The following is a 15,442-nucleotide window of genomic DNA, read 5'->3' as shown; positions in this document are numbered from 1 at the left end:
GCTGCTTTTATTCTAATGAGATATATTATGGATTATAAGTTTTCACAAGGTTTGAGCCAGGTGTTCAAACAAAGCAAAAGCGAAGCTAAAAGGCTGAAAAGTGAATTTCTTAATACAGAACATCTACTTTTAGGTATTATAAAAACGGAAAACTCTGCAAAAGAAATCCTTCAAAACCTTAATGCGGATTTAACACAGATCAGAAGAAAAATTGAAACTTTAAATACAGCAAGTCTTAATCCTATATCTGAGGAAGTTACTAATATTTCTTTCACTAAAATGGCAGACCATGCCGTTAAACGTGCAGAACTTGAATGCAGACAGTATAAAAGCAATGAGATTAATACCGTTCATTTGCTTTTGGGCATTCTTTACAAATATGAGGACCCTACTTCAAATATTTTAGGAGCTTACGACATTGATTATGAAGGAGTTTCAAAGGAATATCAGACCATGCTGAAAAATTCCGGACAGGCGCCGCAAATGAGTGCATATGATGATGATGATGAAAGAGAGGATTTTGAACAGATGAGGAAGCCTACAGGAAATTTAGGCTCTGCAAAAAGCAAAACCCCTACTCTGGATAATTTCGGCAGAGACCTCACCTCTTTGGCAAGGGACGGGAAACTGGACCCCGTTATCGGCCGTGAAAAAGAGATCGAAAGAGTTTCCCAGATTTTATCCCGCAGAAAGAAAAACAATCCGCTCCTTATCGGAGAGCCGGGAGTTGGTAAATCTGCGATTGCGGAAGGTTTGGCATTAAGAATTCAACAGAAAAAGGTTTCCAGAGTTCTTTTCAATAAAAGAGTGATTACACTGGATCTGGCAAGTTTGGTTGCCGGAACGAAGTATCGTGGTCAGTTTGAGGAAAGGATGAAAGCAATCATGACCGAGCTGGAAAAAAACAGAGATGTCATTTTATTTATTGATGAGCTTCACACCATCGTTGGTGCGGGAAGTTCAACAGGAAGTTTAGATGCGTCCAATATGTTTAAACCGGCTTTGGCGAGAGGTGAGATTCAATGCATCGGGGCTACTACTCTGGATGAATACCGTCAGTATATTGAAAAAGACGGTGCTTTGGAGAGAAGATTTCAGAAAGTAATGGTAGAACCTACTTCTATTGATGAGACGGTACAGATTCTTAATCAGATTAAAGATAAGTATGAAGAGCATCACAATGTTGTTTATACAGATGAAGCTATTTTAGCATGCGTTAATTTAACTTCAAGATATATTACAGACCGTTTCTTACCGGATAAAGCAATTGATGCTATGGATGAAGCTGGTTCCCGTGTTTATATTAAAAATATGAAGGTTCCTACCGAAATCATTGATTTCGAAAAGAAAATCGAAGATATTAAGGAACTAAAACAGAAAGCAGTAAAAGCACAGGATTATCTTGAAGCGAGAAAACTGAAAGATGAAGAAGAAAGACTTCAGATGGAACTTAACTCCGCTCAGGATAAGTGGGACAAAGATGTGAAGGAGAAAAAAGAAACCGTAACGGAAGAAAATGTAGCAGAAGTAGTTTCCATGATGAGTGGTGTTCCTGTAACGAAAGTAGGCAAAAACGAGCTTGATAAGCTTGCCGGAATGGATGGAAACCTGAACGGAAAAGTAATCGGTCAGGAAGACGCTGTGAAAAAGGTTGTTAAAGCAATCCAGAGAAACAGAGCGGGTCTTAAAGATCCTAACCGTCCGATTGGTACCTTTATTTTCTTAGGAACAACAGGTGTCGGTAAAACCGAGCTGGCTAAAGTAATGGCAAGAGAACTCTTCGATTCTGATGAAGCACTGATCAGAATTGACATGAGTGAATACATGGAAAAATTCGCGGTTTCAAGATTAGTTGGTGCGCCTCCGGGATACGTAGGATACGAAGAAGGTGGACAATTAACAGAAGCTGTAAGAAGAAAACCTTATGCTGTGGTGCTTCTGGATGAGATCGAAAAAGCTCACCCGGATGTATTCAATATCTTGCTGCAGATTTTAGATGAAGGTCACGTTACCGACAGTTTAGGTAGAAAAATAGATTTTAGAAATACCATTATCATCCTGACTTCAAACATTGGGACAAGAGATCTTAAAGATTTCGGTGACGGTGTAGGATTCGGTACTTCTGCCAAAAAATCAAGTTCGGATACAAGAGCAAGAAGCACTATCGAAAATGCCCTTAAAAAAGCATTTGCTCCTGAATTCCTGAATAGAATTGATGACATTATTATCTTTAATTCTCTTGAACAGACCGATATTAAGAAAATCATTGATCTTGAACTTGGTAAATTATACAGCCGTCTTGAGAAATTAGGATATAAAGTAGAATTAACTGAGGAAGCGAAAGATTTTATTTCTGAAAAAGGTTGGGATAAAGACTTCGGCGCAAGACCATTGAAACGTGCAATCCAGAAATATATTGAAGATTTATTAGCTGAAATGTTGGTAAACAAGCAATTGAACGAAGGAGAAACGGTTGTTCTTGACGTCAATGAGGCAAAAGACGGATTAACGGGAAAGACTTCAAAACCAAAAAAATCGGCGGAAAAGTCTTCTCAATCTTAAATAAATAATTTAATTATAATGAAAAGCATCGGAAATTTTTTCTGATGCTTTTTTTATTTTTAATAGCCGCTAATTATTATTTCCCACATATTTAAATTTATAAGAATTGAAAATTTAATCCTGAAATTTAATCTGAGAAATCTGTGCTATCAGCGTGAGATGAAATATAATCTCATGCAGATTTTGGAAACGTCGCTGATTGCCGTCTGAATTTTCTGATGCTTTATTTTACTGCATTATTTTTTAACGCAAAGACTGTTTAATTGATACTTTATAAAGGAACAAAGTTTAAATCAACAAGATGATTTTGACGAAGTTATATTCACCTTCGCGAAGCAAAATTTATTTGCCTTTACTAACTAAAAATTAATAATCATAAATTACATCTTTGCGTTAAATTAAAAAGCTTTAATAATTTAATCTGCGAATCTTTGCAATTCGTGGGAGAACAAATATTTTCTAACGCAGATTTTGCTGATCTGAATGCAATGATATTATACCGCATCTTTCAGAATACATATTAAAGCCCGACTACGAAACCAATATTCGGAACCAAACCGCTTGAGAAAATGCTGGAATTTTCTTTCCACAAAACATTATACATCAGCCCAAGCTGCAAATAAGAATTATTACCGATTCTTTGCATATAACCACCTCCCAGATACAGTGCATCTTCATCTGCATTGGCTTTAAAATCGTAAAATTTATCTTTATAATTGATGAAATAATGCTGATAATTAGCACTTATAAAAAAAGTTCTTGCAATATAATAATTCATGAACGGACCGATTCCAAACATCGTAGAGCTGTACGCGTTGGATTTCTGCCACGATATACTTCCTAAAACTCCACCTTCCAAATCATCAGTAAGCCTGTATCCTACTCTCGGAGCTGCTGAAAGGTTAAAATAATTATTGCTTCCGAAACCAAACCCGATACCGCCTCCGAACGTCCAGCGGTTATTATTTTCCGGTGAGGCCCCAACGGCTATCTGACAGAATACGGATCCTGAAATAAACATAAAGAAAGGAATAATGAACTTTTTCATAGTATATTGTTTTTGTCGATGTTTAAAATTATAACTTTTTTACGAATCTTTTTAATTGTATTTTTGCAGCGTCAAACTAAGAGCTCCCGTTAAGAGTTTCGTAAAATTGAATATAATGAAAGTAGTAGTAGGCCTCTCCGGAGGTGTAGATTCGAGTGTTACAGCCTATTTGCTGCAACAACAGGGCCATGAAGTGGTAGCCTTATTTATGAGAAACTGGAATGATGCTTCGGTAACGCTGGAAGATGAATGTCCGTGGATCGAAGACAGTAATGATGCATTGATGGTAGCCCAGAAATTGGGAATTCCTTTCCAGGTAATTGATATGAGCGAGCTGTATAAGGAAAGAATTGTAGATTACATGTTCGATGAATATCAGAAAGGAAGAACCCCGAATCCTGATGTATTGTGTAACCGCGAAGTAAAATTCGATGTCTTTCTGAAAACGGCAATGTCGTTGGGAGCGGATAAAGTAGCAACGGGGCATTATGCCAGAGTAGATTCTACTATCGATGAAAATGGAAAAGAAATTTTCCATCTTTTAGCCGGAAAAGACAACAATAAAGATCAGTCTTATTTTCTATGCCAGCTTAGCCAGGATCAGCTTTCTAAAGCGTTATTCCCAATTGGGGAACTTACAAAACCGCAGGTGAGGGAAATTGCAAAAGAAATCGGATTGGTAACTGCTGATAAAAAAGATTCTCAGGGATTATGTTTTATCGGAAAGGTAAGCCTTCCTCAATTTCTGCAGCAGCAACTGGTTCCTAAAGAAGGAGAAATCGTGGAAATTTTCAAAGATTCTCCACTTTTTACCCAGGAAACGCCGAAATTTTCTTCAAAACAGGAAGAGCTTGAATTTTTAAGCCAAAAAATCAATTATAAAAGATCTGATGGAAAGGTAATCGGAAAACATCAGGGCGCCCAGTTTTTCACGATTGGACAAAGCAAAGGCCTGGGAATCGGCGGTCATAAGGAAAGCTGTTTTATCATCTCCAGAGATATGGAAAACAATATTCTTTTTGTAGGAGAGGGGCATCAATTTCCCGGATTGCTTAAAAAAGCTTTGAAAATCGATAATTCCGAATTGCACTGGGTTCGTGAAGACCTGAAGCTGAAAAGCGGAGAATCGATGGAAGTGATGGCCCGATTTCGGTACAGACAGCCTTTGCAAAAAGCAACCTTGTATCAGTTTGACAATGCTTTTTATATTGAATTTGAAGAATTACAATCCGCAATTGCCGAAGGACAGTTTGCTGCTTGGTATGACGGAGAAGAATTGCTGGGAAGCGGTGTAATTTCATAAGAAATAAATTTCTGTAACATATTTTGAGTTGTTATACTTACTCTGTAAATAACAATAAAAAATATCATTATGAAAACCATTTTAGAAAACAATTATTCTTACGCTCAACAATTAATTATTGCTTTAGTATCTTCTTTTTTTGGATATCACCTTTATCAGGAGATTGTTAATCCGGAAAAGTCACAACTTACATTGAGCATTATGCTTGTTGCCGTTACCTGTTTCGTGATAGACCAATACGGACGGAAAAGTCAAAATAAATAGAATTAATAAAATATGATAAAACCCGGAGCGTGTTGTTTCGGGTTTGTTTTTTTGGATTAATACCAGAATTTAATTTACATGTTTAGATAAGATCTTCTAATAATCATTAATACAATTAATTCAAGAATTAAAATGATGATTAAAAATCCGACAGGTTTTCCCAATATCATTCCAATAAAGAGTTTAATGATTCCCAATAAAATAATCAAGCCTGAACTATAAAACGTTGTTTGTGAGATACTCCTATTTAAAATAAATACCGCCGTATAAAACAGGAAGATAAGGATGAGATAAAATTTTAAAAAATCCGGACCTTTCAAAATAAATGGATTTGAGGTATGATTTACTATCAGCAACCAAAAAAAGCTTATCGCGAAAGGAATGGTATGAATGAATAATCTTTTCATTATTGTGGAATTAAATAATTAATCTCCGCCGCCACAGCCTCCGCAACCTCCCCCACAACTGCTCCCACAGGAACTGCTGCAACCGGAAGAACTTCCTCCGTCTCCGTGAGAACTGTCGCTTCCGCAGGTATAGAAAAATGTTCCGTCACCTCCCTGGTCATTGTCTTTATTTGACTGATTGTTATTATTACTGAACGTTTTTATAATCAAAATCACAATTACGAAAAAGAAAATCAATGTAAAAAATATTCCCAATCCTCCACTGCTATTTTCTGTGCATGAGAAAATTATAAACATACTGCCCAATAAAAGAGCAATTTTACCGAAGTATGATTTATTTTGTTTGTTTGAAGGTTTTAAATCCTGTTTCCAGATCTCTTCCGGCGGTTCCTGCTCAAAGATTTCACGATAGCTTTTTAATGTTTCTTCAAACCAGCTTTTGTGCTTTTCATTTTCCGCTGGTCCTCCTTGTGACGGATGATGATGCAATTTCTTTTGGAGAATATCCGGGCAGAATTCTTCCCAGTAATTTCGAGTGTAAACTAAATGCAGATGCCATACTTTATCGACAATTTCACTGGGTGAAGCACCATCAGGCAATGTACAGCAGAGATAAACGAACTTCTTGTATTCTTCGATAGCTTTTTCGGTAAAAGAACTTGTCCAGTTTTCTTCTTTCGCCAGTTTTTTTGAAAAGGGAAAAGCAGCATTAGGATGGTCTAATGAAAAATTCTGAAGTCTTTTCCAAAGCGGATCATTCTGTAAGATGAGTTTTGTTTCCATTGTTTATATTTTGTTTCTACTCAAATATCGAAGGAAAAATAAATATAAAAGTCTTATGATGGTATTATTAGGTTTTAAAATAATCTTATATTAGTCTTATATTTTAAACAAATGAAAAAAGAAGATTTGCTGCATTTAGAAAAACTGATGAACTTCTTGGCGATGCAATTTCTCAAAAAAAGCAGTTGGGAAGATGTTTCCAAAACAGAATGGTCTTATATTGTTGCTGAATTGAATGACCTGATCAATACTGAAAATCAGGAAAAAGGCATAAAGAAACAGCCTGATCTTCTGGGCTCTAATTATTTGTATGAACATGTGATCATTAACAAATTAAAAAAATTTAATCAGGATAAAAATGCTGTCATCAGCAAACCCAATCTTGCCAAGTTAAGCCAGATTGTAAAAGTATTGGGATATTCCAATTATATTGATTTTATTAATTCGAATACAGAATCATTTAATTTCAATGATCTTCGGATTGATATGAATAATGTAAAACCGAATACAGATTTGCTCGATAAGCTTGTCGGCTGCTGGTACTCCTACAACAGGAATCTTCCGGATAATCCTTTACAGGCCCGTGAAGAGCGCATCTGGAGATCGGCAACAGAGATCTATAAATCCGAAACTTCGGGTGAATATTTCATTGAAAGAAGCGGCGGCGACCATCATAAGTATTTTGGCAAAGTGACGGCTTATTCCGATTATGTTTTCATCATCATGAATAGCAATACGTTTATTCGCCAGCGTCATTTTATCTCAAGGATAAAAGACATCAAGGAAAAGCTTAAAAATCCAGAATACAAGCTCCATGAATTGCATTTTATAAGTACATGTATTAGTTTTAACCAGGAGCCGATTGCCCTGTTTGAGATTTTCCAGAAAGCAGACCGGAAAACGTTTATCACAGATTCCATCAGCTTTCCCATAGACAGTGAAGAAATACCGCCAACCATTGTAAAACAACTTGAAGATACGGAATCTAACCGTATTGATTACAAGTAGTTGTGGGTTTTTAGTTTAAAGTTCAAGGTTTAAAGTTTTGATATATATATAAGAGAAAGTCTATCATCTTTTCTCTATTATCTTTATGAATCAACTTACCAGCCAGTCTTTAAAATCTTTAACGCGGTCGCGGCTTACCGTAATTTCTTCTTTAGGCTGAAACTCCAGTTCAACTTTATAATTGGGCGAAGTATGGATATTTTTTATGTAATCCGAATTGATGATAAACTGGCGATTTACCCTGAAAAACTTCTTATCATCCAGAATATCTTCCAGCTCATCCAATGTAAAATCCGAAGGAAAAGCACGCTCCTGAGTCTGCAGATACACAATTTTATTTTCGCTGTAAAAACAACTGACTTCATGTGTCTGTACGATTTTAAGATTATACCCGATCTTCACCAGAATTCTGGACAGCGTCGTTTTATCTTTTTTAATTAATTGCTTTATTTCCTGAGAATTAACCAAATGATCCGAAGGAATAAACGATTTGAATTTATCAATAGCAGCTCCGAGGTCCTCGTCCAGAACTGGTTTTAAAAGATAGTCGATACTGTTGAGTTTAAATGCTTTCAGTGTGTACTGATCGAAAGCGGTGGTATAAATAATAAAACCTTTGGTGGGAATTTTTTCGAAAATATCGAATGACAAACCGTCTCCCAGAACAATATCCGAAAAGATCAGCTGTGGATGCTCATTTTCAGTAAACCATGAAACTCCTTCTTCTACGGATTCTATTTTGGCAACCAGTTCAATTTCAGGAAATTCGCCAAGCATTCTTTCCAATTTCCTTGAAGCCGGTTTTTCGTCTTCGATAATGACTGTTCTTATCATTTTTGAGTTCCTGATTTAGTTTTAGCATTTAAAAATAATCAAAAGTTATCAGTTTTTAAAACTGAATGGGGTCTTTTGTTTTTTTATTTAGAACTGATGTCTTTAATAATAATTTATTCAATATCCAGCTGGGGTGACTCTTTTATTCTTTTCTGATTAGATTTTTCCATTCTCCTTTTCTCATTTGGATCATCGAAAATCATCCCACTAAGATCTGAAAGAGCATTATATTTTATCTCTTTAGTTTTATTCTTAGGAAATTCCTTATAACTATTATCTTTTGGAAGTTGAACATATTTTATTTTCTTCTTAAATTGACTGAGAGTGAAAAGATATTCTGCTTTTTCGTCGTACATATTTACAATCATTCCAGGAAGACCACCAAATTTATATGGCCCAAAATTTAACGGAATATCTTCTGTATACCAAGCAATCCATTTTCTCCCATAAGCATATGTGAAAGCCTTTCTTGTCTTATATCCTGAATAAATTTTAGTTTCTTTTAAAATAGTCCATTTAATGTTAATTGGCTCCATATATTTAATTTTCGCATCAACAACCTTTTCATATACTGTAAAAGAGTTATTTTTTCTCAACACTTCTTCTCCTAAGGCAGTCTGATAAGAAATTCCTGTCATAAAATCTCCGCTTTTTACTTTTCCGTTAGCCTTTAACGAATCTAAAACGTACTGATTAGTACTTTTATAATAGCTTGTATTTTGTTTTGTATTTATAAAGAGTAAAAACTGTTCAGTATTCTTTTTCTTATAAATTGGATATTCTACATCATAAGTAATAAATAGGTCTGTTTTAATATTTTGTGCGTTTAATACTTCAAAAAGTGCAAACAATAACAAAAACGAAAATAACTTTCTCATTGATGAATGGTGCTAAAAAAGCAGAAAGATAAATCATTCTGCTCTTAAATTAATATTAATTTTAAACTAACGAGTGATTGTAATATGTTGTGGTATAGTACTGCAAAGATCGTAATTAATTGCGGCTACATATTGCTGCATCTGAGCATCTGATACATTATCCGAAGTTTGAAGAGTTGTTTTTTTACCACAAGTTGTAGTTACAGTCCAATAAGTTGTAGCAAATGCAGCAATGGAACAAAATAGCATTCCAGTTACAACTAATTTCTTTTTCATATTTGTTGTTTTTAAAATTTAGGATGTAAATGTAAAATAATTTTAATTCCCTACAAAAAGAATTATATTATGTTAAAAAATGACTATTTTTCTTTATTGATAAAATTTATATTAAAGTGTTTTGGTATTTTTTCTTTCCTCTTCCATCAATTCTCTGATCTTTTTTTCTTCCCAGTCTTTGCTTATCCCGAAGGTATTGGCTGCATGTGCTGCAATTCCTATTCCCCAGCCTAACATTGGCCATAAAAACCATAAATATTCCGGTGAAGTGATAAGGTTTAATACGGCTAAAAAAGAAATGACAAGGCAGTATGAAGTAAGATTTCCGTAAAATCCTTTTAGTTCTTTTACTCTTCTTGATGCTTTTTGGTACGCAAGCTCTTCTTTATTGATGAAAGTTTCCATAATTTTTATTTTTTAAGATTAATTGTTTCTTTTTGTTGAGAAAAATGTATGACGGAAACAATCCTCGAATCAATTTTATATGACCGAACCGTAGAATATGTATTCTGAATTGTAAAAATCCCGACTCAACGGTGAATCGGGATGTATCGTTTTCTTTGGATCTAAAGCTTTGAAATTTTAAATATATTTCTCTCGCTGATTTTGCAGATAAAGATGTTTGACTATTCTAAATAGGAGTTTAAATAATACACCGTTGCATTTTGAATTATTGCTTTTCGAAAATAGTGAAACGGCTTTTGTTTAGCTTTATTATCAGTATTTTTTTATCATTCTTTGGATAACTTTGCGGTTTTTATCAAATCTAAAAATTGCAACACAATAATTAAATTTAATAAATAAACGGAATCAGTTTTTTTGTTTTTCTTCGGTATTCCAGATATTCTTTCCCGAACTGCTCAATCAAAGTTCTTTCTTCAACCGTAATTCTGTAACTGAAAGCAATAAACGGAATTAAAAAAGCTAAAATCAACGAGAACCAATTGTTAAGATACAATCCCAGGCCGAGTGAAGTCAGCAGCGAAAAAGCGTATGACGGATGCCTTATATATTTGTAGAAACCTTCCTTTTTAATTTTGTGATCTTCACGTATCGTTACATCAACGGTAAAATATTTACCCAATGATCTGATGATGATAAACCTAAGAATAATTCCCACCCATACAAGAGCAACTCCGATGTAATAAATCCGGTCTTCATCAGAAATCGGTAGTTTTGTAAGATATGAAACACTGACGGATGATGCAATGGATAACGGAATAGCCAGCCACAGAATATTCAGCGTTGAGCGGTCTTTATCTTTTTTGTCATTGTCTCCGGATTTTAGAATATTCTTGTATAGAATTTCACTTAAAAACCATACTCCCATGGAAACAGCAAACAAGATCTGTAGTATTTTCATGATTATTTATTGTATTTATTCTGTGCAGCTTTTTCTTCTTCCATCAGTTTTTTAATTTTCTTTTCTTCCCAGTTTCTGCCTAAAATAGCTCCCGGAACAAAAACATTGATTGCATAGCCGATAAGCCCGATTCCCCAGAAGATCGGAAGCGAAAAGTATTTCAGGTGCCAGATGGTTTCTCCGGGTTTTAATTCTTTGTAATTCATTACCAGGATAAAAATATTTACCGCGAAATAAACGAATGCAAAAACATAAAAGTTTTTAATTTTTTTAACACGTCTTTCCGCCTCTTTGTATCTTATGTCATCTTTGCTGATAGGATTCATACTATTTAATATTTATGATTATTTTGTTTTTCTAAAATTTCCCTGATTTTTTTTTCTTCCCAGCCTTTCCCAATCGCAAATACACTTGCTCCGTGGGCAACAAGACCAATTCCCCATCCCAGCATTGGCCAGTAGAACCAGAGCTCGCGAGGCGAGGTAATCAGGTTAAGAATGATTAAAAAAGGAATGACAATACAATAAGAGATCAGGTTTCCATAAAAGCTTTTAAGCTCTTTTACTCTTTTTTGAGCTCTTTCGTAAGCTTTGTCTTCATCATTTATTTTTTCACTGACAACGTTTGGTTTTGCAGACAGCACCGGAAGTTTCACTTTAAAATAATCTTCGGATTTTTCGATAAAAACGTTTTTCTTCGTAAGAAGAGAATACCGCTGTACAATGTTTGAAAGCCCTATTCCGGAACTTTCCTTGATCTGTTCTCTTACCTTAAGGTTATTTTCGATACACAACGTATCATTTTCAGAGTAAATTTTGATGATAAGCGGCTTTGATGATGTTGCAAAATTGTGCTTGATACAGTTTTCCAGCAACAGCTGAAGCGACAACGGAACGACAAACCTTCTGTAATCTTCTTTTTTAACATCAAAAACGAAATCCACGCTGTCTTCAAATCTTGTTTTCAGTAGTTCACAATAGGTTTTAGCAAATTCCAGCTCATCTTCCACGGTTACCAATTCTTTATCTTTCTGTTCAAGTACATACCTGTAAATCTTTGACATTGAAGCGGTAAACTTCTGTGCCTGCCTGGGATTTTCATCAATAAGCGAACTTAAAACATTGAGCGAATTAAATAAAAAATGCGGGTCCAGCTGGTTTTTAAGACTTTCAAACTGAGCATTGGCAGATTTTGCAATGAGTTTTTGCTCCACCACTTCTTTTTTGGAATTTTTTTTAAGTTCTTCCATGAAGCCTTTTGCGTGAAGGAAAGCTGAAATCAGCAAGGCAATATTAATGGTAAACCAATTGATATAGTTGTATTTACCTGTAAAATATTCTTCTGTAGTTGCACTTTTCTGGAAGACCACAAAATTCATGTAGTTGCAGAAATACACCAAAATGATATTTGCCAATAAGATGGAAATAATACTGATGACCGCCCTTTTGGTAGTTGCTTCAGACCAGGGAAATTTTTTGTTAAGAAAATCATTAATCAGCCAGTTTCCTGCGCCCAGAACAAAAGAGTACATAGATGATATGGCAATGGTCAGCATAAAATTCTCCAGATTTTTCTCATCCGTAAAAACGAAAAAGAAAAACATGGATGTTGCCAGTGATACCCAGCATAAAGTGATAAAGTTCTTGCGTTTCATAATCAGTTTCCCTGCATCAAAATTGGTGTCTTAAAAATATTAAAATTTATTTTCGTTAAGCATCTTTTACACTGCGAACATTATAAAGCCTCCTCCGGAGAGAAGGCTATGGAAATTATTTCGCCGCTCCGCTTAGAAAATATTCTGCTTCGGCTTTTCCCCAGTTCGGGTCCAAAGCTGTTTTAGGTTTAAAAGCATTGAATTTTTCCAGTGCTGTTTTAAACTGCTCAATACCTTTTTCTTTGCTTCCTCCATATTGTTCAGGAGTAAAATAGGTGTCTTCGGCTTTAATGAGGGCTACTCTCGGGTTATTTGGGTCCAGAGTTTCTGCTTTCTTAAGCTCTTCCATGGCTTTCATTCCGTCTGTCATGTATCGTTCTGCGGGATTTTCCATCATTTTCAGGGAATAAGCCATTTTTCTCAGCAGATGTATTTCAGAATTGTCCTTCCCGGCAATTGCTTCTGCCTGATCCAGATATTTGTCGGCAATGTCCGCATTGATGGAAAGCTCGGACATTTTACCGGACTGCATCTGCATTCTGCCTTTCTGAAGATAAGCCAATGCAGCATAATAGGAAGGCAGCCACTGGTTTGTTTCCTTTTTCCCGATCCTGTCGAAATCATTAGCCAGAGCCTGGAATTCATCGGTTGATCTGGTGGTTTGCAGTTTTGCAATTTTTTCAGACATTATTTTTTCATAATCTGACTGAGCAAAAGCTGTTAAACTCATCATACTTAAAGCGAAAGTTAAAAAATATTTTCTCATTTTTAAATTTTTTTAAAGTTAATAGTAATGTATTTAATGTAATTTTTATTATAAATTATTGTTGATGGCATCCTGTGTCTTATCAACCCCGAAACTGATGAAAGCTCCTATAAAAACGAAAGTATTTACTGGTGGGACTACCGCAGAACTTCTGTTTCCGTCCATTGAGAAATTATAACCGTAAACATTTTTTGAGCCTAATATATTTGATACACTTAAGACAAGCACCGTAAATGCTTTAGCATCTTTCTTCCCTAAATTCGGCAGATAATTAACACTGAAATTCAATGCACTGTAATCTTTAAGCCGACCTTCATGCCTTACAAAATATTCCTGTTCGCCATTTACATTTTGTGTCGCAATATCATAATACGGACGGCCTTTGGCATAGGTGTAAGAAAGATTAAACCCTGTTTTCCATTTCGGAACAAATCTTTTGGCCACAGCTGAAAGGGTGTGTTCAGAAGCAAAATTAGGTTTCAGACTTACCGGATAATTCATAAAATCTCTTTTTGAATCCAGATAAGAATAGCTGATCCAGTAATCGATGTTTTCAAAAGTCTTTTTATCTCTCCAGAATAGTTCAAGCCCTTTTGCAAAACCATAACCATTGTTGTTGTCAGCCGTCTGAATATATTGATTCTGTCCGTCAATATAACTCAGGTTTTTTACTTTGATCAGGTCATCATACTTTTTATAAAAAGCTTCCAGCCTAAGACTTCTTCCTTCTGTTGTTCTCTGCACCTGAAAAATATAATGCTGCGCTTTCTGAAAATCCAGATTAGCTGGTCCGTTGATGTATCTGCTTTCCGGATTCTGATAAAAAATACCATAAGCGAAAGAAGTAGTCCAGTCTTTTGCAAAGCGGTAGGCTAAAGCCACACGAGGCGCAATATTGCTTTGTTCAAGATACGAAGAGTATTCTGCCCTAACTCCTATTTTAGCTGATAAGTGATTGCTGAATCCAAGATCTGTTTCCACAAATGCGGAAGAAATCAGGTCTTTGTAATTTTTCTGAACAAAATCGTTAAAGCTGAGTTTTTCACTGGTTGCATTGAGCTCAAAACCTCCGCGCAACGCACTTATTTTATTTACTTTTCTTTCTAAAACGGTTTTAAAATTAATATAATTTCCGTCAGTCAACAGTTTTGTATTCCCGTTTTCAACATTATTTTTCTCGGTTGAAAAATCAAGATCAGACCGGTTGAAGGAATAAGAAGTTCCCGCATTCAGCAAATATTTCCCGAATTTCTGTTTGAATGATAAATTATGATAGGTATTTTTTCCTTTCAGTTTTACCAGAGACCAATCATAATCTTCCGGCTTCAGGCTTTGGGTTTTTACTCCCATCCTGTTGGAATCGTATATTCCGTAATATTTGAAGAAACCTCCTGATTTTGTTTTAATTCTGAAATTAAAATCACCGTTGAAACTTTCCGGAGCTTCTGAAAAATCAGTATTAAAATTAAAAACATCCTGCATCAGCTTTAAGTTGGAATATCCTACGCTTGCTCCGAACGATGAGTTTTTATTATCGGTAAGTCTTTGGAATCCTGCATTTAAAAATATGGGTGAAAATCCGAAATCATAAGAGCTCTGATCCGGAAGATCAACACTTTCCAGCATGAGCGCACCGGAAAGCGCCTGTCCGTACAAAGCAGAATATCCACCGCTTGAGAACACATTTCCTTTAAAAAGTGAAGTATTGAAGCGGTCTCTACCCGCAATTCCCGGAACTGAATTCGAAAAATAATTGTTGATAAGACTTCCGTCCATAAAAATTCTGGACTCCGTTCCCGTGCCTCCACGGATAAAAAGACCTTCTGTTTCACCCACTTTCTGAACTCCAGGCAGATAGTTTAATGCTGAAGAAATCTGTCCGTCTGCTCCGGCCGTTGTGTATATATCGATGGGCGTCAAAAGCGCTGTTGCTCTTTTTTTATCACTGGCCTCAATAGAACCTGCGGATACAACAACGGCATCAATTTCATTGATCTGTTCCTTTAGCTCAGCATTCACGGAAACTTCCTGATTTTCAATGACAATTGACTTTTCAACTTCAATGTATTTGGGATGCGAAAACACTAATATCTGATTTCCTTTTTCTGAAGTTTCAAAAGAAAAGTTTCCGTTGGAATCACTTGTTGCTCCGTCATAGGTGTTTTTTAAGCTTACATTTACCTCAGCCACTCCTTTGTTTTTGTAGGTTATCCTTCCAGATATTTTTGTCTGAGCCATACTTATGGCAAAAGACAAAAGAGTAACAAGAAATAATAGTTTTGTTTTCATAGCTTTT

At 35.4% G+C, this 15,442-nt stretch carries 15 protein-coding genes; 4 read left to right on the top strand and 11 right to left on the bottom strand.

Annotated features, from left to right (window positions below):
- Positions 1 to 27 precede the first annotated feature (27 nt).
- Positions 28 to 2,562 carry an ATP-dependent Clp protease ATP-binding subunit gene (locus ODE14_RS14505; RefSeq protein ID WP_248389203.1) on the top strand — a complete coding sequence of 845 codons (2,535 nt, stop codon included), beginning with the start codon at positions 28 to 30 and terminating at the stop codon, positions 2,560 to 2,562.
- A gap of 520 nt (positions 2,563 to 3,082) precedes the next feature.
- Here the strand turns inward: ODE14_RS14505 and ODE14_RS14500 are convergent.
- A complete protein-coding gene (locus tag ODE14_RS14500; protein WP_263601936.1) occupies positions 3,083 to 3,610 on the bottom strand; it encodes a hypothetical protein in 528 nt (175 codons plus the stop codon).
- Between the two features lie 115 nt (positions 3,611 to 3,725).
- On the opposite strand from ODE14_RS14500, the gene mnmA reads away from it, so the two are divergent.
- Both mnmA and ODE14_RS14490 read left to right on the top strand, forming a co-directional pair.
- Positions 3,726 to 4,913: a tRNA 2-thiouridine(34) synthase MnmA gene (mnmA, locus tag ODE14_RS14495; RefSeq protein ID WP_263601935.1), complete on the top strand. Its 1,188-nt coding sequence runs from the start codon at positions 3,726 to 3,728 to the stop codon at positions 4,911 to 4,913.
- A gap of 69 nt (positions 4,914 to 4,982) precedes the next feature.
- Complete coding sequence (locus ODE14_RS14490) at positions 4,983 to 5,177, top strand: hypothetical protein (protein ID WP_248389206.1); 195 nt, start codon at positions 4,983 to 4,985, stop codon at positions 5,175 to 5,177.
- 425 nt (positions 5,178 to 5,602) lie between these two features.
- Here ODE14_RS14490 and ODE14_RS14485 read toward each other — a convergent pair whose 3' ends face one another.
- Positions 5,603 to 6,367 (bottom strand): glycine-rich domain-containing protein, encoded by a 765-nt coding sequence (locus ODE14_RS14485; protein WP_263601934.1) that lies wholly within the window; start codon positions 6,365 to 6,367, stop codon positions 5,603 to 5,605.
- Between the two features lie 111 nt (positions 6,368 to 6,478).
- Between ODE14_RS14485 and ODE14_RS14480 the strand changes: the two genes are divergently transcribed.
- The gene (locus ODE14_RS14480; protein ID WP_263601933.1) at positions 6,479 to 7,375 is read left to right on the top strand and encodes a hypothetical protein; all 897 of its coding nucleotides are present in this window, start codon (positions 6,479 to 6,481) and stop codon (positions 7,373 to 7,375) included.
- A gap of 90 nt (positions 7,376 to 7,465) precedes the next feature.
- Here ODE14_RS14480 and ODE14_RS14475 read toward each other — a convergent pair whose 3' ends face one another.
- The 9 genes from ODE14_RS14475 to ODE14_RS14435 form a co-directional block, all read right to left on the bottom strand.
- Positions 7,466 to 8,209 (bottom strand): LytR/AlgR family response regulator transcription factor, encoded by a 744-nt coding sequence (locus ODE14_RS14475; RefSeq protein ID WP_263601932.1) that lies wholly within the window; start codon positions 8,207 to 8,209, stop codon positions 7,466 to 7,468.
- 113 nt (positions 8,210 to 8,322) lie between these two features.
- Entirely contained in the window at positions 8,323 to 9,087 is a 765-nt protein-coding gene (locus ODE14_RS14470) for a GLPGLI family protein (protein WP_263601931.1), read from the bottom strand.
- A 66-nt stretch (positions 9,088 to 9,153) separates the two neighbouring features.
- Positions 9,154 to 9,363: a hypothetical protein gene (locus ODE14_RS14465; protein ID WP_263601930.1), complete on the bottom strand. Its 210-nt coding sequence runs from the start codon at positions 9,361 to 9,363 to the stop codon at positions 9,154 to 9,156.
- A 111-nt stretch (positions 9,364 to 9,474) separates the two neighbouring features.
- Positions 9,475 to 9,768, bottom strand: coding sequence for a 2TM domain-containing protein (locus ODE14_RS14460; protein ID WP_248389212.1), 294 nt, complete (start codon positions 9,766 to 9,768; stop codon positions 9,475 to 9,477).
- 388 nt (positions 9,769 to 10,156) lie between these two features.
- On the bottom strand, positions 10,157 to 10,726 hold the full coding sequence (locus tag ODE14_RS14455) for a methyltransferase family protein (protein ID WP_263601929.1): 570 nt from the start codon (positions 10,724 to 10,726) through the stop codon (positions 10,157 to 10,159).
- 2 nt (positions 10,727 to 10,728) lie between these two features.
- Positions 10,729 to 11,052 (bottom strand): 2TM domain-containing protein, encoded by a 324-nt coding sequence (locus tag ODE14_RS14450; protein ID WP_263601928.1) that lies wholly within the window; start codon positions 11,050 to 11,052, stop codon positions 10,729 to 10,731.
- A gap of 5 nt (positions 11,053 to 11,057) precedes the next feature.
- Positions 11,058 to 12,380 (bottom strand): 2TM domain-containing protein, encoded by a 1,323-nt coding sequence (locus ODE14_RS14445; protein WP_263601927.1) that lies wholly within the window; start codon positions 12,378 to 12,380, stop codon positions 11,058 to 11,060.
- A gap of 115 nt (positions 12,381 to 12,495) precedes the next feature.
- Complete coding sequence (locus ODE14_RS14440) at positions 12,496 to 13,146, bottom strand: hypothetical protein (RefSeq protein ID WP_263601926.1); 651 nt, start codon at positions 13,144 to 13,146, stop codon at positions 12,496 to 12,498.
- Positions 13,147 to 13,194: 48 nt separating this feature from the next.
- Positions 13,195 to 15,435: a TonB-dependent receptor gene (locus ODE14_RS14435; RefSeq protein WP_263601925.1), complete on the bottom strand. Its 2,241-nt coding sequence runs from the start codon at positions 15,433 to 15,435 to the stop codon at positions 13,195 to 13,197.
- Between the last annotated feature and the right edge of the window lie 7 nt (positions 15,436 to 15,442).

Origin of the sequence: Chryseobacterium sp. PET-29, assembly GCF_025736815.1 — a bacterium.
Lineage (GTDB): Bacteria > Bacteroidota > Bacteroidia > Flavobacteriales > Weeksellaceae > Chryseobacterium > Chryseobacterium nepalense.
This window is presented reverse-complemented; position numbering and strand designations above follow the sequence as displayed.